Below are 22,579 nucleotides of genomic sequence, written 5' to 3' on the forward strand. Positions count from 1 at the left end.
CGCGATCTCGCTAACACCACAAAACCCTGTGGGAGCGGGCTTGCCCGCGAAGAGGCCATCACCTTCAACATTGAAGGTGACTGACCCACCGTATTCGCGAGCAAGCTCGCTCCCACAGGGATATCGGTCACTAATTTTCCTGTGTGAGTCACCCCCATGACCATGACCCGCAACGACTGGGAACAACGCTTCCAGTCCCTGACCCTCGAATCCCGTGCCTTCATCAACGGCGAATACCGCCCGGCCATCAGCGGCGAGACCTTTGAATGCCTGAGCCCCGTCGACGGCCGTTTCCTGGCCTCCGTGGCCAGCACCGATGAAGCCGACGCCAACCTTGCCGTTGAAGTCGCGCGCCAGTCCTTCAACTCCGGCGTATGGGCGAACAAGGCCCCGGCCGAGCGCAAGCGCATCCTGATCCGCTTCGCCGATCTGATCCTGCAGCACCAGGAAGAGCTGGCGCTGCTCGAAACCCTCGACATGGGCAAACCGATCAGCGACTCGATGAGCATCGACATCCCGGCAACCGCCAACGCGATCCGCTGGAGCGCCGAGGCCATCGACAAGATCTACGACGAAGTCGCTGCCACCCCGCACGACCAACTCGGTCTGGTGACTCGCGAGCCGTCCGGCGTGGTGGCGGCCATCGTGCCGTGGAACTTCCCGCTGATCATGGCCAGCTGGAAATTCGCCCCGGCGCTGGCGGCAGGTAACTCGTTCATCCTCAAACCTTCGGAAAAATCCCCGCTGACCGCGATCCGTATTGCGCAGCTCGCACTGGATGCCGGCATTCCGAAAGGCGTGTTCAACGTCCTGCCAGGCTTCGGCCACACCGTCGGCAAGGCGCTGGCGCTGCACATGGACGTCGACGTGCTGGCCTTCACCGGCTCCACGGCGATTGCCAAACAACTGATGATTTATGCCGGCCAAAGCAACATGAAACGCGTCTGGCTCGAAGCAGGGGGCAAGAGCCCGAACGTGGTGTTTGCCGACGCACCGGACTTGCGCGCGGCAGCACAAGCGGCGGCCGGCGCCATTGCGTTCAACCAGGGCGAGGTCTGCACCGCCGGCTCGCGCCTGCTGGTGGAGCGTTCGATCCGCGAGCAATTCATTCCGTTGCTGGTGGAAGCGCTGCAAGCGTGGAAACCGGGCCACGCCCTCGATCCGTCGACCAACGTCGGCGCCGTCGTCGATCAGCGTCAACTGGACAACGTGCTGCGCTACATCAGCATCGGCCGGGAGCAGGGCGCCGAGCTGATCGCCGGTGGCCGTCGCACCCTCGAAGAGACCGGCGGCACCTACGTCGAGCCGACGATTTTCGACGGTGTGACCAACGCCATGACCATCGCCAAGGAAGAAATCTTCGGCCCGGTGCTGTCGCTGATCACCTTCGACACCGTTGAAGAAGCGCTGCAGATTGCCAACGACAGCATCTTCGGCCTCGCCGCCGGGGTCTGGACCAACAACCTGAGCAAGGCCCACACCTTCGCCCGTGGCCTGCGCGCCGGCAGCGTATGGGTCAACCAGTACGACGGCGGCGACATGACCGCGCCGTTCGGTGGCTTCAAACAGTCGGGCAACGGTCGCGACAAATCGCTGCACGCGTTCGACAAGTACACCGAGCTGAAAGCGACCTGGATCAAGCTCTGACTCTTTTACAGCGGTGGTCGCCTGCAATCGGCGACCCTCGGAGAATAAAAAAATGAAACAGCAACACGTGAACAGCTACTACGCCGCCACCCGCAACGAAGTGATCGATTTTCCGACGCTTGAAGAGTCGGTGGACTGCGATGTGTGCATCATCGGCGCCGGCTACACCGGCCTGTCCTCGGCGCTGTTCCTGAGCGAAGCCGGCTATAAAGTGACGGTGCTGGAAGCGGCGAAAGTCGGCTACGGCGCCAGCGGTCGCAACGGCGGCCAACTGGTCAACTCCTACAGCCGCGACGTCGACGTGATTGAAGAGCGCTACGGCGACAAGACCGCGGAAATCCTCGGCAGCATGATCTTCGAAGGCGCCGACATCATCCGTTCGCGCATCAAGGAATACGACATCAAATGCGACTACCGCCCGGGCGGCATTTTCGCAGCGATGAACAACAAGCAACTCAAAGGCCTCGCCGAACAAAAACGCAGCTGGGAACGTTACGGCAATAAAAACCTGAAGATGCTCGACGCTGCGGACATTCGCCGCGAAGTCGGCTCCGACGCCTACGTTGGCGGTCTGCTGGACATGCAGGGCGGCCACATCCATCCGCTGAACCTGGCCCTCGGTGAAGCCGCCGCCATCGTGCGTCTGGGCGGCAAGATCTACGAGCAGTCCGCTGCGGTGGAAATCAAATACGGCGAGCCCAACGTCGTGCGCACCGCCAAAGGCCAGGTCCGCGCCAAGTACCTGCTGATCGCCGGCAACGCCTACCTGCCGCAAGGCCTCGACAACCGCGTGACCGCCAAGAGCATGCCGTGCGGCTCGCAGATCTGCGTCACCGAACCGCTGACCGAAAAACAGGCCCGCAGCCTGATCACCAACAACTACTGCGTCGAAGACTGCAACTACCTGCTCGACTACTACCGTCTCACTGCCGACAACCGTCTGCTCTACGGCGGCGGTGTGGTGTACGGCGCCCGTGAACCGGACGACATCGAAACCCTGATCCGCCCGAAAATGCTCAAGACCTTCCCGCAGCTCAAGGACGTGAAAATCGACTACCGCTGGACCGGCAACTTCCTGCTGACCATGTCACGCATGCCGCAATTCGGCCGCATCGAGAAAAACGCCTACTACATGCAGGGCTACAGCGGTCACGGCGTCACCTGCTCGCACCTGGCCGGCAAACTGATCTCGGAAATGATCCGCGGCGACGCCGAACGCTTCGACGCTTTCGCTTCGCTTCCGCACATGCCAATGATCGGCGGCCGCACTTTCTCCGCGCCGCTGACCGCCCTCGGCGCGGTGTACTACTCGCTGCGCGACCGTTTCGGCATCTGATTAACCTCCCCGGCGGTGGCCCCGCACAGGCGCCGCCGGTTTTTTACTTGGCAAGCAACACCACAAACCCTGTGGGAGCGAGCTTGCTCGCGAAAGCGGTCTATCAGCAAAAGGGATGTTGAATGTGCCGCCCAATCGCGAGCAAGCTCGCTCCCACAGGTCTTGTGCCTGACCCGCAATTACCATCAACAGGCTCTTTTCAGGTGCCGTCCATCGAACCTGCTGAGCAACACCGACAAACGTGATTTAATAGCCGCCTTTCACGGTTCCGGGACACGGGAGCAACGTGATCCGCGCGCCTTGCGCGGCACCCGCCACCCACCCCCATTACCCTTAAGTCGTTCTCACATAAGGCTGTCATGGATACGGGTTCTCGACTCAAACTAGTACGCGAAAGCTACAAACTCTCCCAGCGCGAGCTGGCCCGGCGTAGCGGCGTGACCAATGCCACCATCTCCCTGATCGAACAGAATCGTGTCAGTCCTTCCGTCAGCTCACTGAAAAAGCTGCTCGAAGGCATCCCGATGTCCCTGGCCGACTTCTTCACTTTCGACCAGCCTCCCCGCGAACACCAATACGTCTTCCGCGCCAACGAACAACCCGACCTCGGCCGCCACGGCCTGCGCCTGCTCCTGATCGGCGCCTCGGTCCCCAGCCGCCAGATGCGTTTGCTGCGCGAGCAATACGCACCGGGCGCCAGTTCCGGGGAAGAGCCGATTGTTCATGCTGAGGGTGAGGAGTGCGGATTGGTGACGCGCGGCACGGTCGAGTTGACGGTGGACGGGCAGGTGAGCGTGTTGAGTGCCGGGGACGGGTATTACTTCCCGACGACGCTGCCGCACAAGTTCCGGAATATCGGGGCGGATGAGGCAGAGATTATTAGTGCGAATACGCCGGCGAATTTTTAGCGTGCAGCAACCGGCGATTCAGTATTTTTAATGGAGGGCGTTTCTCGGGTGAAGCGCCGTCCACTTGTGAACTCTATTTTTCGACTGTGATGGAGGGAGAGGAGACTACTTTGACTTCAAGAGCTCCTAGCTGCGTCAGGTTTAAGTCGAGTATTCCAAGAAAGTTGATAATGTACTGCCCATAGATTTTAGTCGCTCTCTGTGAGTTTGTTTTTGCCTCGTTAGTTTCTTTCATGACTGAACCGAGATTATCAAATACGCTGCTTTCGTTGTTGAAGAATTTGGTTGCTTCCCCTTGTAGCATAACGGTTGACGCATTTGCTCTAAAGGCTTCACCCCAGGCTAGCATCAAACTGCTTTCTCGATCGGGATTCTCATTTGATTCGCCGTCAGTTGGGTTAAGTTTGAAATTTGCAAGTAATAAAAGTTGTTGGGCTGTGGCTTTTCCGTAATACCGACTAACTTTGAAGTAAAGAGCTATAAGGTTTTTGTGCCATTCTTGTTCAAAGGCCGAGAATTTTGCGAAATCCTCGGAGGCCAGGAAATCATCCCAGCCTTTCTCGGATTTTCTCGCAGCCTCATTAAAACGTTGAAGCTCCTCGTAGCTTTTTATAAGAAGTTGTGTCGTTTCTTGTGCAGTTTGCTGAGCACCATCTACAAACCGTTGCCGATCTGACCGTTCGTTGGCTTTCGCTGATTCTGAAGCGGTGTAATAGGCGCCTAGGGATGCTGTGACTATCGCAGTCAGTATGGAGGTTGCCAGGTTTAGGGAAATAGTATTCATAATGTTTGAACTGGAATTGTTTTTTTGGTTGGCTGCACATTGGGTTTTAATCTGTGCGGGGAAATTTGGTTTTGAACTATTTAATTGATGCCTTTCGTGATTGATTACGTGATCGCTACTCTGCGTCTTTCAATCACTCTAAATACATCACTCACGTCCTGAACCAAGATTCTGGCGATAGTGGTGACTGTGTTGATGTCTTGTTCGGCGTGATCGGGAAGGTGGACGCAGGCCATGAGGTCGAGGTATTTGAGCACTGCATTCAAGCGTTCGCTGGCGCAAGCACGTAGGTCGCGTAGAGGAGCGTCGGCATCGATGAACAGGACGGGATGATCGGTGGCGGGGTGGGACATTGGGACGTAGTTGCACAACGGTGACTTACTTGTCATGGGTAAAAATCCTTAGCTCAGAAAATGAATTACCGCCGTTCGCTGCGAAACGAGTTGGGTGGCAGTTATGCGTGGGTTCGCAGACCGAGGAGCTAAGACCCGGCAGACCCGAAGGTCTCCCACGCACAACCGCCATGAAAATGAAGCACAGGCAAGTAGCCGGGCCGCATTGTGCCGGGTGTGGACTTAGCTCGCTAGGGCTGCGAAACCCTATCGCCAAATTCGTTCAGCGACAGACCCACTCTAGGCACCGATCCCCACCGCTGCAATCAGCCTGTAGGACGCGAAACCACTACGTTTGGCCAAAGACTTGGCTTCAGTTCGGCGGCGGAACCGACGTAAATCAAGGCTTGCGATGTATCTGGAAAAAATTACCTGCCGAGTTTGGTGCAGCTTCTCAGTCCAGAAGAAATAATCTCCCTCACCACGCGCGGTCATTTCCTACGCGGTTTTCAGATCCCAAAATCCAGCACCAATTCCTGCGCCGGAACTTTCCTCAAAACCGATGTCAATTTGATGGCGTGTCGCAACGCTGATATCGAACGGGTCACCCAGTGCCAGGCTGTTTCCCGGCAAGCCCAAGGAAGTGTGAGATGAAATTGATTCTTGCAATGTTGTTGCTGTTCAGCGGTTACGTTTCCGCCAGTTGTTCCAGTATCAGTGATCACGACAAGCGCAGTTATTGCCAGGCCACGGAGGAAGGCAGCAGCTGTTCTTCCATCGGCGACCATGACTTGCGTTCGGCCTGCGAAGCGGAGAAAGGCAGTTCGTGTTCAAGTATTGGCGATCATGACCAGCGCGCTTATTGCGAAGCCAAAAAGGGCAGCAGCTGTTCCTCCATCGGCGATCACGACATGCGCGCGGCCTGCGAAGCGGAGAAGGGCAGTTCGTGTTCAAGCATTGGTGATCATGACCAGCGGGCGTTTTGTGAAGCGAAGAAGGGCAGTAGTTGTTCGTCAATCGGCGATCATGATCTGCGCAGTCAGTGTGAGGCCATGAAAAGCTGAATCCACCCGCCATTGAAACCAAAAAGGGACACCCATCGGTGTCCTTTTTTCATGCGCTTAACGCCGCTATTTCGCCTTCCAATGCCCACCCCCGTTCTCGCAATCAATCCGCGCCTGCGCCAGATGCTCCACGTCGTAGTAATACGTGGTCACTTGCGCGGTGTCCGGAATGTTCAGGGCCTTGGCGTTTTGATCCTTACTGGTGGAGTGCGGGTTGGCCAGGGATTCCTGGGTGAGGGTGGCGATACACGAGGCCTGATAGTGGTCGGCGCAGTGTTCGACCTTGTTTTTGCTGCTGTTGAGCATGTCCTTGCTTTCGTTGCTGCATGACCAGTCGATGGCGTTGACCGGCATGCCTTCGTATTCGTAGCAGCTGTGCGTCTCGACGGCGGGCACCGAGGGGCTGGAGGAGCGGGTCTTGACGTCGCATCCCTCGGCCATGACGCAGGTGGGGATGACGCTGAAAGTGGCGATCAGGAGCAACAGTCGGATGTTCATCTTGGAACTCTCCCATGGCGCCGTGTGTGATCGTGTGCGGGGCGCTTATGGTTTCGAGGTTGGGTCGTCTCGGAAGGTTCCATCAACCATTCCGGTGAGAGTACGCGAAGATGCTCCTGTTCAACTCACTCGGTGTCGTACATTAACTCTAATCTTTCGATCCATTCATCAGTTGCGCGAAACCTCGAATAATAAGATTGCTTTTCGACGTCACTCAATTGAGTGAAAAAACTGAAAAAATAGTTGTGGTCGTAATATTCTTGAGCACCTTGCATGCTGCCTCCCCACCAAGAAGGCTTGTAGCCTTCGAACGCAAACCATGGCGGAGGAACCGCGAATTTTTTGCGGTTAAGCATCGTTAGAAAGTGAAGGCTGTTCGTTATCAAACGAATAGTGACGGAGTTGAATTCTCTAGTAGATGCGAAGAATATCAGTCGGTCTCCGCTCAAAGCGTTTTCGTATTCAAATACCGGAAGATCATTGAAGGTTCTTTCAGTATTTTTTCTGAAGTGAGATTCAACGAGTGCTTCGAATTCAACTAAATCTTTAGGTTCGATAAGGAACTGCGAAAAAAATGCGCAGATATCGGCGCTTTCCAATGAGGTAGTGGGAGGCTGAACGGGTAGGTTGGTATGAGCTAAAGGCCGAGAGAATAAGCTTTCAAGCTCCTGCTTGCTGTACCCGGCAATTTGCTCTTGTCTAGGTTCTGGCTTCAGCAGTGTAATTATTTTTTTGATAAAACTCATGCTGCTCTCACTCTTGCATATATTCAGTTAGCCAAGTAGCACCTAAATAACCGGCAGTGCCAAATATAATGCCCCCGATAGCACCGCTGACAACTGCGCCAGGGCCTGTTTCGATTCCCACTGCTGCTCCGACCACCACGCCAATCCTGGCGCCGGCTATCGCCGCACCCCAGCCACCAGCCTGTTTGACAACCTCAACGGATATAGGCTTGATGCTGTTTTGTTTAATTGACTCTTCAGTCGCGATCTTCAGATCGTATGCAGTGAATGCAATCCCGAACACCCGCACAACTCTTGCGCCTTTTATAAAGGCGTTTGTGACTTTGTGGGAGGTCGGTGTGAAAATCGCCTTCGCTGGGACTTTATCTGCTTGAACTAAAACTTCTTTGTCGATGTTCTTTACCCAGCCAGCAATTTCATCGATTTTTGCTACGTTTTTTGGTGCGTGTTTTTTGTAGTCTTCAAGGGCTTTTAGAATTTCATCAGTTGATACTAGCTTTGCGCCTGCGGCTTTAGCTTTCTCAATATCAATGTAGACAGTTTTTCCTTCAAATCTTGGTGAGCCATTCGGGAATTCGGAGCTCGTAGAAATATAGCCTGAGGGGTACTTTCGGCTACTGTAAACATGTTGGGCAACTGTGGCGCCAGAATCCGGTGCAACAGAACGCATTCCGTATTTTTCCGGCCAGATCTCGTTTTTGATCTGAAGTTCGGAAAGATTTTTTGCAATCAGGTGAGGGTTGTCGGGCGACGAGTAAATTTTCCTGACTAGGAATCCGTCCTTGCCGATCTCATCTACCACAACAAATAAATGAATATTGGCCGGCATCAAATAGCCGGGCACATTGCTAACGGAGTTTGCCTGCTTGTTTGTTGGTATTTTGCAAGAGAACTCCGTCATACGTCCTCCCATTTTTCAAGCGCGGCTACACCGGTTGTCACTTCAAGGGTTTCTTGCTTGCTAGTTGAGATGCGAGGTGTGTGACCAGATTCATCAGAAAAGCCTGTATAAACCCTGCCTGCTTCGTCTTTGATGTGGTACGGCACATTGGCGAGGGGCTGGCCGTCACTCCCGACGATGCAAAACTTTTCGTCAAATTTCATGGCCCAGAGAGGCATGGCTGACGGGGGATGAATTCTGCGGGTGTGTGCGAATTTCCGATAATTACAGTTGATGAGCCGGCGATTACTTTATTGCCGTGGCCTCCGACACTTCCCACAGTTGCGGCAGGCATGCCGTTGATGAGCACGCTAGACGCAACGTCTCCCACGATGGGGCTGCCACAGGCACTCTGATCGTTCTGTCTGGCCGCGGGTAGACCATCAAAAAAAACGTCGGGGGAGCCAGCAGCGATAGGATTGACGCCATGCCCAGGTAGCGGACAGGAAGTTGGATCAGTAACTCGGGCAGCAGGTTTTCCAGACACAGTGAACATCCTTGTAAATACGCTGTTTTGGAAATGTTACACAAAAGAAGGTGGTTTGGACCATTTCACTCGTTCCCCACATCTCATCACCAAAGGTTCCCCCCATCCACACCACGTCGTAGACTGCGAAACAAGTTGTAACGCCTCTCCCACGGACGGATCCGCGCATGATTCAGATCGGCAGCCGCAACAACGCCCCCACGCCGCAGCACAAAACCCAGGACATCTACATCTTCAGCATCGACCTGTCGCGCCCGGCGACGCCGTTCTGTTTCGAGCAATCGATTGGCGGCGGGCATGTCGAGCAGGGCGGTGCGCGGTGGCTGGCGCTGGATGAGCTGGATGGCTGGCCCGGGGAGTGGCGCGAGCATTTGAATAAGGCCAATTGCGCCTGGGTGGCCGAGTTGCTGGATGCGCACCCGGGGGAGGGTCAGGCTGATCTGGTCTCGCTGATCCTCCAGCGCTACGCCGAGCCGGCGCAGCCATCCGGGCGTTTGCAGGCGATTGGGCGCTGGTTCAAGCGTCACTTCTATATTGGCGGCCGGTACGGCGTCTGACCCGAGGAAACACCCATGACCCAGACTCTGGAACGCGCCATCGCCATTGCTGCCACAGCCCACGCGGGGCAGGTAGACAAGGGCGGTGCGCCGTACATTTTGCATCCGCTGAAAGTCATGTTGCGCATGAGTAGCCTGGAAGAACGCATCGTCGCGGTGCTGCACGATGTGGTCGAGGATTGCGGCATCAGTCTGGAGGATTTGCGCAAGGAAGGTTTTAGCGAAGCCGTTTTGTCCGCCATCGAATCGGTGACCAAAGTGCCCGGTGAATCCTATGAGGACTTTGTCGAACGTGCGGCGCAGAACCCGATCGGGCGGGTGGTGAAACTGGCGGATCTGGAAGAGAACAGCGACCTGTCGCGGATTGCCTCGCCGAGTTGGGAGGATCTGGAGCGGATCGAAAAATATCGGCGGGCGATTGGACGGCTGCGCGCCTGACTCAAATTGAATAGCCAGGAAGGCGACCATGAAATCCATTCTGTGTTTGTTGATTGCTGCCGGCTTCGGCGCTCTGTTGCAGTTCGAAGGCGTGCCCCACGGTTTGCTGTTGGGCTCGATTCTTGTCACTGCACTTGTCGTTACCAAATTCGGCTTCGCACCTAAAACTCCCTACGGCCTGGGTTACATTCAGGTCACGCTGGGGATTGCCACCGGGTTGATGTTCGATGCATGGGACAGCGCGACTGTTTCGACGATGTTGCCGAGCCTTGGCGTGTTGCTGTTGTGTCTGGCGGTGCAAGTCGCGCTTTCCGCGCTGTGGCTGTCGCGCGGCGCAGGATGGAATCGCACGGACGCGCTGCTGGCGGTATATCCGGGCGCGTTGGCGGCGGTGTTCGATTTGCTGGAATCGCATCAGGCATCGAGCAAGGTGATCATCGTGCACTTGATGCGCCTGCTGCTGATCACGGTGCTGGTGAGTTTGCTGATTCCCGGATCGGCGCCGGTTGACGTGACCGAGGTCCCGCCGCTGTCGACGGGCATGGCGTTGACCGTGCTGTCGGTGATCGGTTTGAGCTTGGTGGTCGGGCGCTTGCTGCTCGCCGTCGGTGTGCCGGCGCCGTTCATGCTGACGGCAATCATCATCACCGCCGTGTTTGTGAAATCAGGGTGGCTGCAGGGCTTTCACATGCCGGACTGGAGTTTGAATCTAGCGGCGCTGATTCTCGGTGCGCGGATCGGCTCCCGTTTTCAGGGATTGGGCCTCGCGGAACTGGGACGTCATGGCCGCACGGCGCTGGTGTCGGTCGGTTTGATGATTCTGGTCGCGGCGATTTTTGCATTGGCGGCGGCGCGGTTGCTGGGCAGCGATGCGTTGTCGCTTTGGCTCGCCTACATGCCGGGGGCCATCGAAACCATCGCGATTGTTGCGTTCGCCGGCGGGCTGAACGTGGTGTTTATCCTCACTCATCATCTGGCGCGAATGGTGGTGCTGCACTTTGCACCGGCATTGTTGGTGCAGGTACGGCGGGTGCGAGAAGACGCTTGATGATTCCGCGCACGGTCGTCAGGTCACACCCTGACGACTCTCCCGGTTTGCCACCAGCAAATGCATCATCACCCCGGCATAAACCGTCACCAGAATGAACAACCCCATCCTCACCGCAAACGCGGTGTAAACATCTTTGCCCACGGCACTGTCCTCCACCGATTGCCCGAGCAGGATGATCATGGTGATCAAAGTATTGAGCCAGAACCCCGGCGTCAGTTGCGTCGAGTGCAGCCGATAGAGTTTGCGCGCTACAAGCAGCCCGAACAGCAGCATCCACAGAAAGAACATCCACAGGTGCACGAACAGGCTCAACGCGCACCAGAACAGCACCGCCAGCAGCCCGCCGAGCAAGGTCGAGCCGAGCAGTTCGCGCCCGGCGTGGTGGGTGCGGGTGGTGGTGCTTTGCTGGCCGAGGCTGACGGCTTTGAGGATGATCGGCAGGTAGCTGGCGGGGTCGATCAGCACCAGCAGGAAGGTCGGCAACACGATCAATGTCGCGCGCATCGCTACGCGGGGCACGTCTTCGGCGGGCAGGGCGGGAGCGGGTGGTGGCGCGGGGCTGTTGGCCGGTTCCGGGAACAGGACGTGGCTCAGGCCGACGATGACGACGGCCAGCAACAGGCCTTTGACCAGCGCGCCGATCACCGCCATCGCCAGCTCGAATGAGGCGAAGCCTGCGGCGGAAATCATGGTCATGCCGATCACCAGAAACGTCATGATCAGCACGTTGCCGCCGCGCAAACCGTAAGTGAACACCAGAAACAGCCCGACACCGATCAGCAGCACGCCGCACACCGGGTAATAACGCAGCAACGGCACCAGCAACAGGCCGAGACTGGTGGTGAATGCGGCGACCAAAGTCAGCACCAGCGCCATTTTCACCGGCAACGGTCGAGGCATGCTGGCCAGCAGCAACACCGCGAGCACCGGCGACAGAAACGACAACGGCAAGGCGAGCCCGTAACTCGCGGCGGTGCACAACGCCGTGCCGCAAGCCAGGCGCAAGGCCCGTTGCGCCGGGACGCTGCGCTCAATAGGCATACGACAGCCAGCTCATCAGCCAGACAAACACCCGGCCCAGCGGATTGAGCAGATTGCCTTCGCTGGGAAACGCCATGACTTCAGCCTGCCCGCCGGCGCGAATCGAACGGCTCTCGAACAGGCGCTTTTTCGCCTCTTCGCTGAACTCGATGATCACCGGAAAGCGCTGGGCCGGACGCAGCCAGTCGCGGCTGTTCTGGATCGTCGGCAGCGTGCCGGGCGGCGGCGTCTGGCCGACGCTGACGCCATAACCGACGCTGCGTACCCGGCCGTCGAGCACTTCGCCGGGCAAGGCGTCGAGGATGATCGACACCGGCGTGCCGGGCTTGATCCGGCCAAGGTTGTTTTCGGTGAGGTCGGCGCTGACCCACACATCCTGGATCGTGATCAGCGTCATCACCGGGCTGCCGGCAGCGGCAAACTGGCCGACATCGGTGCGCAGGTCGGTGATCAGACCCGCCGAGCGCGCGCGGATGCGGGTGTTGGCCAGATCCAGTTCGGCCTTGGCCAGTGTGGCGGCGGCGCTGAGCAGTTTGGCGTTGGTGTCGCTGTTGCCGCCTTCCTGCTCCTGCGCGCGCAGCACTTCGGCCCGGGCGGCGGCAACCTGGCTGAGCGCCGCTTCGTGGTTGGCCCGGGACACTTCCAGAAGCCTTACGGACACCGTGCCCGGATCTTCTTTATACAAGCCTTCCAGCCGTCGATTGTCCTGGCGCGCCTTGAGCTCGTTGGCCTGGGCCGCACGTAATGACGCCTGGGCCGACGCGATGCCGGCGGTGCTGGCGCCGACCGTGCGACGGGTGTTTTCCAGATCGGCGCGGGCCCGGTCGACGGCGATTTGCAGCGGCTGCGGATCGAGCTCGAAGAGGATGTCGCCGGCCTGCACGTCCTGATTGTTGCGCACGTTGACCTTGATCACCCGGCCCGCGACTTCCGCCGCCACCGGGATCACGAATGCGCCCACCCGTGCCTGCTGGGTATACGGCGTAAAGCGGTCGGCCAGCAGATACCAGACCAGGCTCAGCACAATCACCAGCAGCACCCAGCGGATGCCTTTTTTCGCCGGATCCGGCGGCGCTTCATCACTCATGGCGGTCTACCTGCGAGGGAATCGGATAGGTCGGTGGGGGCGGCGGGGCGCTCAGCAGATCCCCCCAGTCGGTGCGTTGCTGCATTTGCTGGCGGGTCGCTGGATCGATCTGCGGCCCGGCGCTTTGCCAGCCGCCGCCGACGGCGCGGTACAGGGCGATCAGGTTGCTCACGGCGTTGCTGCGGCTGACCAGATAGTTGTCCTGTAGCTCCAGCAACGCACGTTGGGCGTCGAGCACCCGCTGAAAGTCCGAATAACCTTCACGATATTGGGTGTTGGCCAGCACCAGCGAACGTCGCGCCGCACGTTCGGCCTCGCCGAGAATGCGCTCGCGTTCCAGCGCTTTGGTCAGGCCGCTGGCGGCATCGTCGGCTTCACGGGCAGCCTGGCGGACCTTGTCGCGATAGGCTTCGATCAGTTGCTGCAAGCGCGCATCCTGCACGCGGATGTTGTTGTGGATGCGACCGTAGTCGAACAGGTTCCAGCGCAGGCTCGGGCCACCGATCAGGTCGAGGCTGCGCGGGGTGGCGCCGAGGGTGTCGCTGGACCAGACGATGCTGCCGAGCAGCGTCAGCGACGGATACAGATCGGTTTCAGCTACGCCGACCAGCGCCGATTGCGCGGCAACGTTCAGCTCTGCCGCACGCACATCGGGACGGCGCAGCAGCAGGTTGGCCGGGACATCCTGCAGCACGGCGCGATCCACCAGCGGAATCAGCCCCGATTGTTCCGCCAGAAACGCCGCGCCACCGGGCGGCTGGCCGACCAGCACCGCCAACGCATTACGGGTGCGCAGCAACTGGTCTTCGAACGCCGGAATGCTGCTCAGGGTGCCGAGGTATTGGGTTCTGGCTTGTTGCAGGTCGAGTTCGGCGGTCTGGCCGCTGCGAAAGAGTTTTTCGGTGATTTCGAAATTGCGCTTTTGCTGGGCGGCGTTTTCTCGGGCGACTCGCAGCCGGGCTTCGGTGGTGCGCAGGGCAAAGTAGGTGTCGGCCACCTGAGCGCGTAACAGAACGAGGGCGTCTTCGTAGTTGGCCTGGGCGGCGAAGTAGCTGGCGTCGGCGGACTCGATGGCGCGGCTGAAACGGCCCCAGAAATCCAGTTCCCAGCCGACATCGAATGCGGCGCTGTGCTGCCAGAAGTGCAAGTCCTGCGGATTGTTGCCACCGGATTGGTGGCGGTCGATGTACAGGCTGTCGGCGCTTGCCTGTTGCAATTGCGGGTAGCGACCGCTGTTGGCGATGCCCAGTTGCGCGCGGGCTTCGAGCACCCGCAGACCGGCGATCTTCAGGCTGCTGTTGCGGGCTTCGGCGTCACTGATCAAGCGGTCGAGCACCGGATCGGCAAACACCTGCCACCACTGACGCAGGTCCGGTACCGCCCCGCGTTCGCTGGCCTGTTCCAGCGCCGGACTTTGCCACTGCTTGCTCCAGGCCTGGGCCGGTGGCTGGAAATCCGGGCCCAGCCGCAGGCAGCCACCAAGGCTCAGCGCACCGAGCAGCAACAGGTGGCCGGGACGGATCAGCAGGGCTGGCGTTGCAGGCATACCGGGTGGCCCCAACGGGAATTGTCACTGGAGCATAGACCGCAGATTGCAGGTTGATCGAAGCAATCAGCTGCTACGCTTTTTCAGGCGAACTTCACTGAACCGCCCCCGATGAAAAGGTAGGAAACACCATGGACACTGCTCAAGAACCGCTTGCCCCCGCCAGCGCCAATTGGCGTTTCAAGGTCGGCGTGGCAATCCTCTGCCTGATGCTCGGTTCGTGGTTGATGGTGCCGCTTGCCGCCGCCCTCGATGTACCGGGCTCGAAAGTCGCGGCGCTGACCGGGGTGTTGTTCATCAGCAATAAAGTGCTGTTGCTGCTGGTGATTGCGGTGATGGGCAAGGCCGGGTTCGCCGAGCTCAAGCGCACGATTGGCCGCTATATCTCCGGCGTGATTCCGACCCCGGTGGCCGAAGTCAGCCCGATGCGCCACAAGATCGGCGTGGTGATGTTCTGCCTGCCGCTGCTGTCGTCTTTCCTGGAACCGTATTTCGACAACTTCTTTCCAGGCGTGCGGCCCAACCTCTGGCAGATGCAGGCGCTGGGCGACTTGATGTTTGTCGGCAGCTTTTTCGTGCTGGGCGGCAATTTCTGGGACAAGGTGCACGCGTTGTTCGTGCGCAAGGCACGGGTGTTTACGGAATAAAAGTGCACTTTTCAGCAATCGCCTTCGATCAGGCATGCCCAAGCGCAATGGCAAACGATACGACGACCATGCAGGCAAAAGCGAAATTGAGGTTCATGGGGTGTTCATCCTGGTCCTTTTGAAAGTGCGGCCATTCTGCCGGGGGCGGGTCAAAAGAAAAAATTCGGCTTCGTGATTCCAATGATCGAAGCCATTGATACCGGCGTTGTGTTTGCCTGTTTGCTTGGCTAAACTCGCAAAAACCTGCAATGACAAGCACAAACAGGCAAAACCATGCACGATCATTCCGCTTCCGAGCTTCCTTCCCTGCGCCGACAGAAAATCCTCCTGATCCTCGAACGTGACGGCAAGGTCATGGCGTCCGAGTTGAGCCAGCATTTTGCGGTGTCGGAAGACACCATCCGCCGTGATCTGGCCGAGCTGGACAGTGCCGGGCTGGTGCAGCGGGTGCACGGCGGCGCGCTGCCGAGGCCCAAGGACACCGGCAAGGATTACTTCACCCGGCTGGACGAGATCGACGAGGTGAAGATTCGTCTGGCGCAATTGGCGGCACAGCAGATCAGGAACGGGCAAACGGTGGTGTTCGACTCCGGTTCCACTGCGTTGCAGGTGGCGCGCTCGTTGCCCAGGGATATCAACCTTACGGCGGTCACGGCATCGCCGATGACGGCGATTGCGTTGTCCGAATATCCGGGCATCAAGGTGATTCTGGCGGGCGGGCAGTTGAATCCGAAAACCATGTCCGCCGGTGGTCATGAGGCGCTGCGGCTGCTGTCGGGGATCAAGGCGGATCTGGCAATCACCGGGGTCTGCGCGATTCATCCGGAGGTGGGCATCACCTCGCTGCATTTCGATGAAGTGCCGGTCAAGCAGGCGCTGCTGGACTGTGCGGCGCGGGTGATTGCCGTGACCACGGCGGACAAGTTCGGCGCGGTGGAACCGTTTGTGGTGGCGCCGTGCGAGCGCTTGCATACGCTGATCACCGAGCGGCATGTGGCGTCAGGAAGTGTCGAGGATTATCAGCGGTTGGGGATTGAGGTTGAGCAGTTGCCTGACTGAGGTTTTGCGGCAAAAAAAGGCCCCATCACTGGCGATGGGGCCTTTTCGGTCAGCGCAGTTTTTCCAGCATCTGGTAGTACCACATGCCCGCCGCCAGCATCGGATTGCCCAGCAGATCGCCCATCGGCACGCGAATGTGCGAGCACGCGGCAAACGTGTCGAACTGCTGCATCTGCCCGGTGATCGCCCGGCTCATGATCTCGCCCATGATGTGGGTTGTGGCGATGCCGTGGCCGGAGTAGCCCTGGCAATACCAGACGTTGTCCGAGAGCTTGCCCAGTTGCGGGATGCGGTTGATGACGATGCCCATCGCGCAACTCCACTGGTAGTCGATCTTCACCCCTTTGAGCGCCGGGAAGGTCTGTTCGATGCACGGCCGCAGTTCGCCGGCGATGTCCCGTGAGTCCTTGCCGCTGTAGTTGGCGCCGCCGCCGAACAACAGGCGACCGTCGGCGGTGAGGCGGTAGTAGTCGAGGACGAAGCGGCAGTCGTAAACGGCGAGGTCTTCGGGGTTGATCTGCTTGGCCAGATCCCCCAGCGGTTCGGTGGTGACGATGCCGCCCATGGCCGGGAAGATCTTGCCCTTGAGCTGGCCCGGTTCGAGCTTGTGGTAGACGTCGCCGGCCAGCAGGACCTGATTGGCGTCGATCTGCCCGTGAGCGGTGCGTACGCCGGGGCTGACGCCGTGGATGATCTCCAGCACTTCACTGTTTTCGAAGATCAGCGCGCCAAGGCTTTCCGCCGCCCGCGCTTCACCGATGCACAGGTTGAGCGGGTGCAGGTGCATGTTGCGGGTGTTCTTGATTGCGCCGTGATAGAGGTCGCTTTGCAGCAGGTCACGCACCTGGCTGCGGTCGAGCAGGCTGACCTCATCACCCATGCCGCGACGCACGGCTTCGTCGTAGTCGCTGCGCAAGCCGTCCATGTGGCTCGGCTTGTACGCCGCATGCAAATGACCGTGCTTGAGGTCGCAATCGATGCCGTATTTTTCGACCCGTTGCTGGATGATTTCGTGGCCGCGCCAGCGCAGGTGCCAGATGAAGTCGTCGACCTCATCGCCCAAGGTGTTGCGCATCTGTTTGCGCATCGCGCCGTCGCCGGACAGGCTGCCGGTGACCTGACCGCCATTGCGCCCGGTGGCGCCCCAGCCGATCTTGTGGCTTTCGACGATGGCGACTTTCAGGCCTTTTTCCGCCAGCTCGACAGCCGTGGCGACGCCGGTGAAACCGCCGCCGATGATTACCACATCGACCTTGTGCCGGCCTTGCAGGGTCGGGTAGTCGGTGTCGCGGTTGAGGGTCGCGGTGTAGTAGGAATTGCTGCGTTCAGTCATTTCAGTGTCCAGATTCGGGATTCGGTGCACGGACCTTGTGGGAGCGAGCTTGCTCGCGAAAAGCGTTGTGTCAGTCACCTGAAATGTTGAATGTGACGACGCTTTCGCGAGCAAGCTCGCTCCCACAAGGGGCGGAGTGATTAATCAGGCTTCTGTGAGGTACCAGCGCCAGTCCTGCTCACCCACTTCGGCCATGAACTGCCGGTACTCCGCCCGTTTGACTGCCAGATACACCCCGAGGAATTCCTGCCCCAGCGCATCCCGTGCCCACGCCGAATTTTCCAATGCCGTGAGCGAGGTCAGCCAGTCGGTCGGCAGCAGTTCTTTCGCCTGCGCGTAACCGTTGCCCTCCACCGGCTCACCCGGATCGATGTCTTCTTTTATGCCGCGATGAATGCCTGCCAGGATCGCGGCCGCTGCCAGATACGGGTTGGCATCGGCGCCGCAGATGCGGTGTTCGATGTGCCGGGTGTGGGCCGGGCCGCCGGGCACACGCAGGCTGACGGTGCGGTTGTCGACGCCCCAGGTCGGCGCCAGTGGCGCGTAGCTGTTGGCCTGGAAACGGCGGTAGGAGTTGGCGTTGGGGCAGAACAGCAGCAGCGAATCGAGCAGCGAGGCGAGCATCCCGCCAATCGCCGTGCGCAGCAGCGGGGTGCCGGCCGGGTCTTCGGAGGCAAACAGATTGCGTCCCTCGGCATCGGCGAGGCTGACGTGCATGTGCATGCCGGTGCCGGCCAGGTGATCGAACGGCTTGGCCATAAAGGTCGCCTGCATCCCGTGCTTGTGCGCCACGGCCTTGACCAGCCGTTTGTAGCGCACGGCCTGGTCCATCGCCTCCAGCGCATCGCCGTGTTCGAGGGTGATTTCCACCTGGCCCGGCGCGTATTCCGAGATCGCCGTGCGTGCCGGAATGCCGTGCAGCTTGCAGGCACTGTAGAGGTCGGCGAGGAACGGTTCGATCTGCTCCAACTCACGCAAACCGTAGACCTGGGTGTGTCTCGGTCGACCACCGTCGGCATCCAGCGCCGGTTGCGGGCGACCGTTGAGATCGCGTTTGGCGTCGAGCAGGTAGAACTCCAGCTCGCAGGCCATCACCGGGTGGTAACCCTCGGCCTTCAAGCGGTCGATGACCTTGATCAACAGATGACGCGGGTCGGCGATGCTCGCCGGCATGCCTTGTTCCGGGTGCATGCTGACCTGCACCGCCGCAGTCGGAATCTGCCGCCACGGCAGCCGCACCAGACTGCCTTCCAGCGGGTAGGCGCGGCAATCGATGTCGCCGACGTCCCACACCAGACCGGAGTTTTCCACGTCTTCGCCGTGCACGGTCAGGCCGAGAATGGTGCTTGGCAGCGGGCGGCCACTTTCGTACACCGCGAGCAGTTCTTCGCGGTGCAACAGCTTGCCGCGGGGCACGCCGTTGGCGTCGAGGATGAACAGCTCGATCATGTCGATGTCGGGGTTCTGCTTGAGGAATTTACGGGCGTCTTCAATGGCTGCGAATTTCATAATCAATCACTCACGATGGCGCCGCACAGGCGCGCAGATTCGGGCCGGACGCAGCGCGGCAAAAGGCTCGGGCGTCCTGGCAGGGATATCGAAAAAAGAGGGGAAGCTGTCGCGATTTTTAGCGGCGCGATCAGACGTGCAGGCAGATATCCGGCGGGCGTGCGGAGTGACGCAGCTTGGAACGGCTCAGGGCCATGGGGAGATTGACGATGCGATTCATGCGCGGCCCCTGTGAAGGAGGGCGCACAGTGCAGAGACGTTCAACGATTCCGATTGTTGTAGTGACGTGCTCATGACGCGTGTTTCCGTTGGCGGAAAACGTCGGCGGCGGGAGTGTCCCGCCATGCCGGTGTGGCTGGATAGTAAGGGGGAAGTCCGGGATAAGTAAACGCCTGATTCCGACGCGGGCGGCAAGTCGCCGGCTCAGCGCAACAGATGAAACCCCAGCCCGACGAGGGCGCAAACGATCAACACCTCGATCACGCCGCGCTTGAAAACAAACAGCGCGAGGGTGGCGCCGAGCGCAAGTAACAGCGCAAAAAAATCAGGCTGTGCGGCAAAACCCTTGGGAAAGAACACGTGGTAAGCAAAGAAACACGCCAGATTCAGGATCACCCCGACCACCGCTGCCGTGATCGCGGTCAGCGGTGCGGTGAATTTCAGTTCGTTGTGGGTCGACTCCACCAGTGGCCCGCCGGCGAGGATGAACAGGAACGAAGGCAGGAAGGTGAACCAGGTCACCAGCGTCGCGGCCAGTGCACCGGCGGCGAACGCGTGTTGCGGGCCGAACGTCGGCTGCACGTAAACGCCGACGAACCCGACAAACGCGACCACCATGATCAGCGGCCCCGGCGTGGTTTCGCCCAGCGCCAGGCCGTCGATCATCTGCGTCGGCGTCAGCCAGCCGTAATGCCCCACCGCGCCCTGGTACACGTAAGGCAGCACGGCGTAAGCGCCACCGAAGGTGAGCAGCGCCGCTTTGGTGAAGAACCAGCCCATCTGCGTGAAGGTGCCGTTCCAGCCGAACAGCGCGGTCAGCAACGCCATCGGCAGGCACCACAGCAGCGCGCCGATCAGTACCAGACGCAACAGTCGCGGCAGGCTGAACCGCACATGCTCGGGCGGGGCTGTGTCGTCATCGATCAGCGCCGGGCCGAAGGATTTTTCGCTACCACGATGACCGCCGTTGCTGAAGCGCTGCGGGGCCCAGCGTCCGCCGACATAACCGATCAACGCTGCGCCGAGCACGATCAGCGGAAACGGCACGTTGAAGGCGAAGATCGCCACGAACGCCGCTCCGGCAATCGCCCACAGCCAGCTGTTTTTCAAGGCTCGCGAACCGATGCGATGGGCCGCGTGCAGCACGATCGCGGTCACCGCCGGTTTGATCCCGTAAAACACCCCGGCCACCGCCGGCACGTCGCCAAACGCGATGTACACCCAGGACAGGGCAATCAGGATCAGCAGCGAAGGCAGCACAAACAGCGCCCCGGCCAGCACGCCGCCACGGCTTCGATGCAGCAGCCAGCCGATATAGGTCGCCAGTTGCTGGGCCTCGGGGCCGGGCAGCAACATGCAGTAATTGAGTGCGTGCAGGAAGCGCCGCTCGGAGATCCAGCGCCGGCGCTCTACCAGTTCCTGATGCATGATCGCGATCTGCCCGGCGGGGCCGCCGAAGCCGATGCAGCCGAGTTTGAGCCAGAAAGGCCAGGCCTGACGCAGGCTGACAGGCTGGGGGCGGGGCAAGTCCTCGGGGGGCGTTGTGCTCAAATGCGGCTCCACGGTCGAGTTGGCAGGAGCCGCTATCTAATCAGGCTTTTGTTGCAGCCGACAGTGACCCGTCAGGCATGCGCCAAACTCCAGCGAGCCGCCGCATTCTGATCACTCTGCCGCGCCTCGACCCAATGTGAACCCTGCGGCGTAGTCTCACGCTTCCAGAGCGGCGCACGGGTCTTCAGCACATCCATGATGAACGCCCATGCCTCAACCCCCCGTAACCGGTGGGAAAAACGCAATTTCGTCGAAATCCTCGATCGCCTGATCCGGCTGGCACAGCTCCTGATTGACCGCGCACATCAGGTTGCCGGCGCCGAGCACTTCCCGCCACAGATCGCCGCGCTGCATCAGCATTTGCCGCACGTCCTCGACACAAATGAGGGTGTCGCTGGCCGGGATTTTTTCACCGCCCAGATTGAGGCGGTCACGGTAGCTGGCGAAGTAGTTGATCAGAATCATTGCGGGTTCTCCCATTGAAAGTGGCCGGAGCGGCCGCCCTGTTTGCTCAGCAGACGGATGTCGCCGATGACCATCGCCCGGTCTACCGCTTTGCACATGTCGTAGATCGTCAGCGCGGCAACGCTGGCGGCGGTCAGGGCTTCGAGCTCGACGCCGGTCTGGCCGGTGAGGCGGCAGGTGCTGGTGATCTGCACGCGGTCCGGTTCGCAGGCCTTGAGCTCGACGTGGATCGAACTGAGCAGCAGCGCATGACACAGCGGAATCAACTCGTGGGTGCGCTTGGCCGCCTGAATCCCGGCGATCCGCGCCACGGCGAACACGTCGCCCTTGGGGTGGCCGTTGGACTGGATCATTTGCAGGGTTTCGGGGCGCATCTGCACCCAGGCTTGCGCGGTGGCTTCGCGGCGGGTCGCCGCTTTGTCGCTGACGTCGACCATGTTGGCGCGGCCCTGATCATCGAGGTGGGTGAGGGTGTCGCTCATGGGGTGGGCTCCTGGATCGGGCTGTAGATTCGCGGGGCGTTGCGGTGCGGGACGTGGATCAGGTTCAAGCGGTGCTTGAGCGCCCAGCGCACGGTCAGCGCAGTCGGGGCGGACAGGCTGACGAGGGTGCCGAGGCGAGCGCGCACGGCTTTGTGGATCAGCTCGAGGCTGCAACGGCTGGTGACCACGACGAAGCCCTGACGCGCATCGAGGCCTTCGAATTGCAGGGCGCCAATCAGCTTGTCGAGGGCGTTGTGGCGGCCGATGTCTTCGCGACACAGCAGCGCTTCGCCAGCGGCGTCGAAGTACAACGCCGCGTGCAGGGCACCGCTGCTGCGGGCCAGTTGCTGGGCCTGTTCGATGCGCTGGCGGATACCGTCGAAATGCACGGCCGGTGGCAGCGGTGTCGGGGGCAGGATTTCCAGTTGCGGCAGCGCCTGCTCCAGGGCTTCCACGCCGCAGAGGCCGCAGCCGCTGGTGCCTGCCATCTGCCGCCGGTGATCCTTCAGGGCCCAGAATGCACGGCTGGAAATCTGCACGTCGGCCTGGCAGGCCTGGTCGAAGTGGGTCAGGCGAATGTCATGGATATCGTCGAGGCGGTCGACGATCGCATTGCTCAGGCTGAAGCCGCGAATGAAGTCCTCGATGTTGCCTGGCGAGACCATCATCACGGCTTGATTCAGGCCGTTGTAGCTGATGGCCAGTGCGATTTCGGCCGCCAGTGCCGCGTGGGATACCGACGCGTCGTCGAGGTATTCGCGGTACGCCACTTGCGCCGGTTGGGGCGCGGGGGCGTTGGCGTCGCCCGGTTCGATGGGTAGTTCAACTTGGCACAGCATCCTGAAAGTCCCC

23 protein-coding genes and 2 pseudogenes are annotated in these 22,579 nt (G+C 59.9%); 9 read left to right on the top strand and 16 right to left on the bottom strand.

What is annotated here, in order from left to right; genetic code table 11:
* The first annotated feature begins 156 nt into the window (after positions 1-156).
* The 3 genes from MKZ87_RS15365 (at position 157) to MKZ87_RS15375 (ending at position 3,891) form a co-directional block, all read left to right on the top strand.
* Complete coding sequence (locus MKZ87_RS15365; protein WP_234204852.1) at positions 157-1,647, top strand: aldehyde dehydrogenase; 1,491 nt, start codon at positions 157-159, stop codon at positions 1,645-1,647.
* A gap of 52 nt (positions 1,648-1,699) precedes the next feature.
* Positions 1,700-2,983, top strand: a complete 1,284-nt coding sequence (locus MKZ87_RS15370) for an NAD(P)/FAD-dependent oxidoreductase (protein WP_085698738.1) — start codon at positions 1,700-1,702, stop codon at positions 2,981-2,983.
* A 359-nt stretch (positions 2,984-3,342) separates the two neighbouring features.
* On the top strand, positions 3,343-3,891 hold the full coding sequence (locus MKZ87_RS15375) for a cupin domain-containing protein (protein WP_011333561.1): 549 nt from the start codon (positions 3,343-3,345) through the stop codon (positions 3,889-3,891).
* A gap of 73 nt (positions 3,892-3,964) precedes the next feature.
* Here the strand turns inward: MKZ87_RS15375 and MKZ87_RS15380 are convergent, their stop codons facing one another.
* Positions 3,965-4,675 carry a hypothetical protein gene (locus MKZ87_RS15380; protein ID WP_227235223.1) on the bottom strand — a complete coding sequence of 237 codons (711 nt, stop codon included), beginning with the start codon at positions 4,673-4,675 and terminating at the stop codon, positions 3,965-3,967.
* Positions 4,676-4,779: 104 nt separating this feature from the next.
* Positions 4,780-5,064 (bottom strand): fructose-bisphosphate aldolase, encoded by a 285-nt coding sequence (locus tag MKZ87_RS15385; protein ID WP_227235224.1) that lies wholly within the window; start codon positions 5,062-5,064, stop codon positions 4,780-4,782.
* A 593-nt stretch (positions 5,065-5,657) separates the two neighbouring features.
* Between MKZ87_RS15385 and MKZ87_RS15390 the strand changes: the two genes are divergently transcribed.
* Positions 5,658-6,071, top strand: a complete 414-nt coding sequence (locus MKZ87_RS15390; RefSeq protein WP_227235225.1) for a hypothetical protein — start codon at positions 5,658-5,660, stop codon at positions 6,069-6,071.
* Between the two features lie 66 nt (positions 6,072-6,137).
* Here MKZ87_RS15390 and MKZ87_RS15395 read toward each other — a convergent pair whose 3' ends face one another.
* From MKZ87_RS15395 to MKZ87_RS15410, 4 genes and pseudogenes are all read right to left on the bottom strand, one after another.
* Positions 6,138-6,569 (bottom strand): hypothetical protein, encoded by a 432-nt coding sequence (locus MKZ87_RS15395; RefSeq protein WP_227235227.1) that lies wholly within the window; start codon positions 6,567-6,569, stop codon positions 6,138-6,140.
* A gap of 125 nt (positions 6,570-6,694) precedes the next feature.
* Positions 6,695-7,315, bottom strand: a complete 621-nt coding sequence (locus tag MKZ87_RS15400) for a hypothetical protein (RefSeq protein WP_234204853.1) — start codon at positions 7,313-7,315, stop codon at positions 6,695-6,697.
* A gap of 7 nt (positions 7,316-7,322) precedes the next feature.
* The gene (locus tag MKZ87_RS15405) at positions 7,323-8,216 is read right to left on the bottom strand and encodes a glycine zipper family protein (RefSeq protein ID WP_227235229.1); all 894 of its coding nucleotides are present in this window, start codon (positions 8,214-8,216) and stop codon (positions 7,323-7,325) included.
* Positions 8,213-8,742: pseudogene (locus MKZ87_RS15410) on the bottom strand (PAAR domain-containing protein). The gene MKZ87_RS15405 and the pseudogene MKZ87_RS15410 overlap by 4 nt, the downstream one beginning before the upstream one ends.
* 167 nt (positions 8,743-8,909) lie before the next feature.
* On the opposite strand from MKZ87_RS15410, the gene MKZ87_RS15415 reads away from it, so the two are divergent.
* Genes MKZ87_RS15415 through MKZ87_RS15425 form a run of 3 tightly spaced genes read left to right on the top strand, consistent with a single transcriptional unit; the run spans position 8,910 to position 10,785 of the window.
* The gene (locus MKZ87_RS15415; RefSeq protein WP_227235231.1) at positions 8,910-9,299 is read left to right on the top strand and encodes a hypothetical protein; all 390 of its coding nucleotides are present in this window, start codon (positions 8,910-8,912) and stop codon (positions 9,297-9,299) included.
* A 15-nt stretch (positions 9,300-9,314) separates the two neighbouring features.
* Positions 9,315-9,737: an HD domain-containing protein gene (locus MKZ87_RS15420; RefSeq protein WP_064382327.1), complete on the top strand. Its 423-nt coding sequence runs from the start codon at positions 9,315-9,317 to the stop codon at positions 9,735-9,737.
* A 28-nt stretch (positions 9,738-9,765) separates the two neighbouring features.
* On the top strand, positions 9,766-10,785 hold the full coding sequence (locus MKZ87_RS15425; RefSeq protein ID WP_227235232.1) for an AbrB family transcriptional regulator: 1,020 nt from the start codon (positions 9,766-9,768) through the stop codon (positions 10,783-10,785).
* Positions 10,786-10,803: 18 nt separating this feature from the next.
* Here MKZ87_RS15425 and MKZ87_RS15430 read toward each other — a convergent pair whose 3' ends face one another.
* From MKZ87_RS15430 to MKZ87_RS15440, 3 genes are read right to left on the bottom strand one after another with little or no spacing between them, the layout of a single operon-like run.
* Positions 10,804-11,829, bottom strand: coding sequence for a DUF2955 domain-containing protein (locus tag MKZ87_RS15430; RefSeq protein WP_266201252.1), 1,026 nt, complete (start codon positions 11,827-11,829; stop codon positions 10,804-10,806).
* Positions 11,819-12,916 (bottom strand): HlyD family secretion protein, encoded by a 1,098-nt coding sequence (locus MKZ87_RS15435; RefSeq protein WP_266201253.1) that lies wholly within the window; start codon positions 12,914-12,916, stop codon positions 11,819-11,821. Before MKZ87_RS15435 ends, MKZ87_RS15430 begins: the two co-directional genes overlap by 11 nt.
* On the bottom strand, positions 12,909-14,462 hold the full coding sequence (locus MKZ87_RS15440; RefSeq protein WP_266201254.1) for an efflux transporter outer membrane subunit: 1,554 nt from the start codon (positions 14,460-14,462) through the stop codon (positions 12,909-12,911). Before MKZ87_RS15440 ends, MKZ87_RS15435 begins: the two co-directional genes overlap by 8 nt.
* A 131-nt stretch (positions 14,463-14,593) precedes the next feature.
* On the opposite strand from MKZ87_RS15440, the gene MKZ87_RS15445 reads away from it, so the two are divergent.
* Positions 14,594-15,109, top strand: coding sequence for a transporter suffix domain-containing protein (locus MKZ87_RS15445; RefSeq protein WP_085698766.1), 516 nt, complete (start codon positions 14,594-14,596; stop codon positions 15,107-15,109).
* Positions 15,110-15,382: 273 nt separating this feature from the next.
* Positions 15,383-16,168 (top strand): DeoR/GlpR family DNA-binding transcription regulator, encoded by a 786-nt coding sequence (locus MKZ87_RS15450; RefSeq protein ID WP_266201255.1) that lies wholly within the window; start codon positions 15,383-15,385, stop codon positions 16,166-16,168.
* 49 nt (positions 16,169-16,217) lie between these two features.
* On the opposite strand, the gene MKZ87_RS15455 is transcribed toward MKZ87_RS15450, so the two are convergent.
* The 7 genes and pseudogenes from MKZ87_RS15455 to fdhD all read right to left on the bottom strand — a co-directional run bounded on the left by MKZ87_RS15455 (position 16,218) and on the right by fdhD (position 22,566).
* The gene (locus MKZ87_RS15455) at positions 16,218-17,501 is read right to left on the bottom strand and encodes an NAD(P)/FAD-dependent oxidoreductase (RefSeq protein ID WP_266201256.1); all 1,284 of its coding nucleotides are present in this window, start codon (positions 17,499-17,501) and stop codon (positions 16,218-16,220) included.
* Between the two features lie 144 nt (positions 17,502-17,645).
* Entirely contained in the window at positions 17,646-19,010 is a 1,365-nt protein-coding gene (locus tag MKZ87_RS15460) for a glutamine synthetase family protein (protein ID WP_266201257.1), read from the bottom strand.
* Between the two features lie 423 nt (positions 19,011-19,433).
* Positions 19,434-20,780: a chromate efflux transporter gene (gene chrA, locus MKZ87_RS15465; protein WP_266201258.1), complete on the bottom strand. Its 1,347-nt coding sequence runs from the start codon at positions 20,778-20,780 to the stop codon at positions 19,434-19,436.
* A 71-nt stretch (positions 20,781-20,851) separates the two neighbouring features.
* Positions 20,852-20,995: pseudogene (locus MKZ87_RS15470) on the bottom strand (molybdenum cofactor biosynthesis protein MoaE); the annotation flags it as partial.
* Positions 20,994-21,245 carry a MoaD/ThiS family protein gene (locus tag MKZ87_RS15475; protein ID WP_085698778.1) on the bottom strand — a complete coding sequence of 84 codons (252 nt, stop codon included), beginning with the start codon at positions 21,243-21,245 and terminating at the stop codon, positions 20,994-20,996. The gene MKZ87_RS15475 and the pseudogene MKZ87_RS15470, both read right to left, overlap by 2 nt.
* Positions 21,242-21,727, bottom strand: a complete 486-nt coding sequence (gene moaC, locus MKZ87_RS15480; protein ID WP_085698780.1) for a cyclic pyranopterin monophosphate synthase MoaC — start codon at positions 21,725-21,727, stop codon at positions 21,242-21,244. Before moaC ends, MKZ87_RS15475 begins: the two co-directional genes overlap by 4 nt.
* Positions 21,724-22,566: a formate dehydrogenase accessory sulfurtransferase FdhD gene (gene fdhD, locus MKZ87_RS15485; protein WP_266201260.1), complete on the bottom strand. Its 843-nt coding sequence runs from the start codon at positions 22,564-22,566 to the stop codon at positions 21,724-21,726. Before fdhD ends, moaC begins: the two co-directional genes overlap by 4 nt.
* Positions 22,567-22,579 lie beyond the last annotated feature (13 nt).

The sequence above is a fragment of the Pseudomonas sp. MCal1 genome, from assembly GCF_026341415.1.
GTDB lineage: Bacteria > Pseudomonadota > Gammaproteobacteria > Pseudomonadales > Pseudomonadaceae > Aquipseudomonas.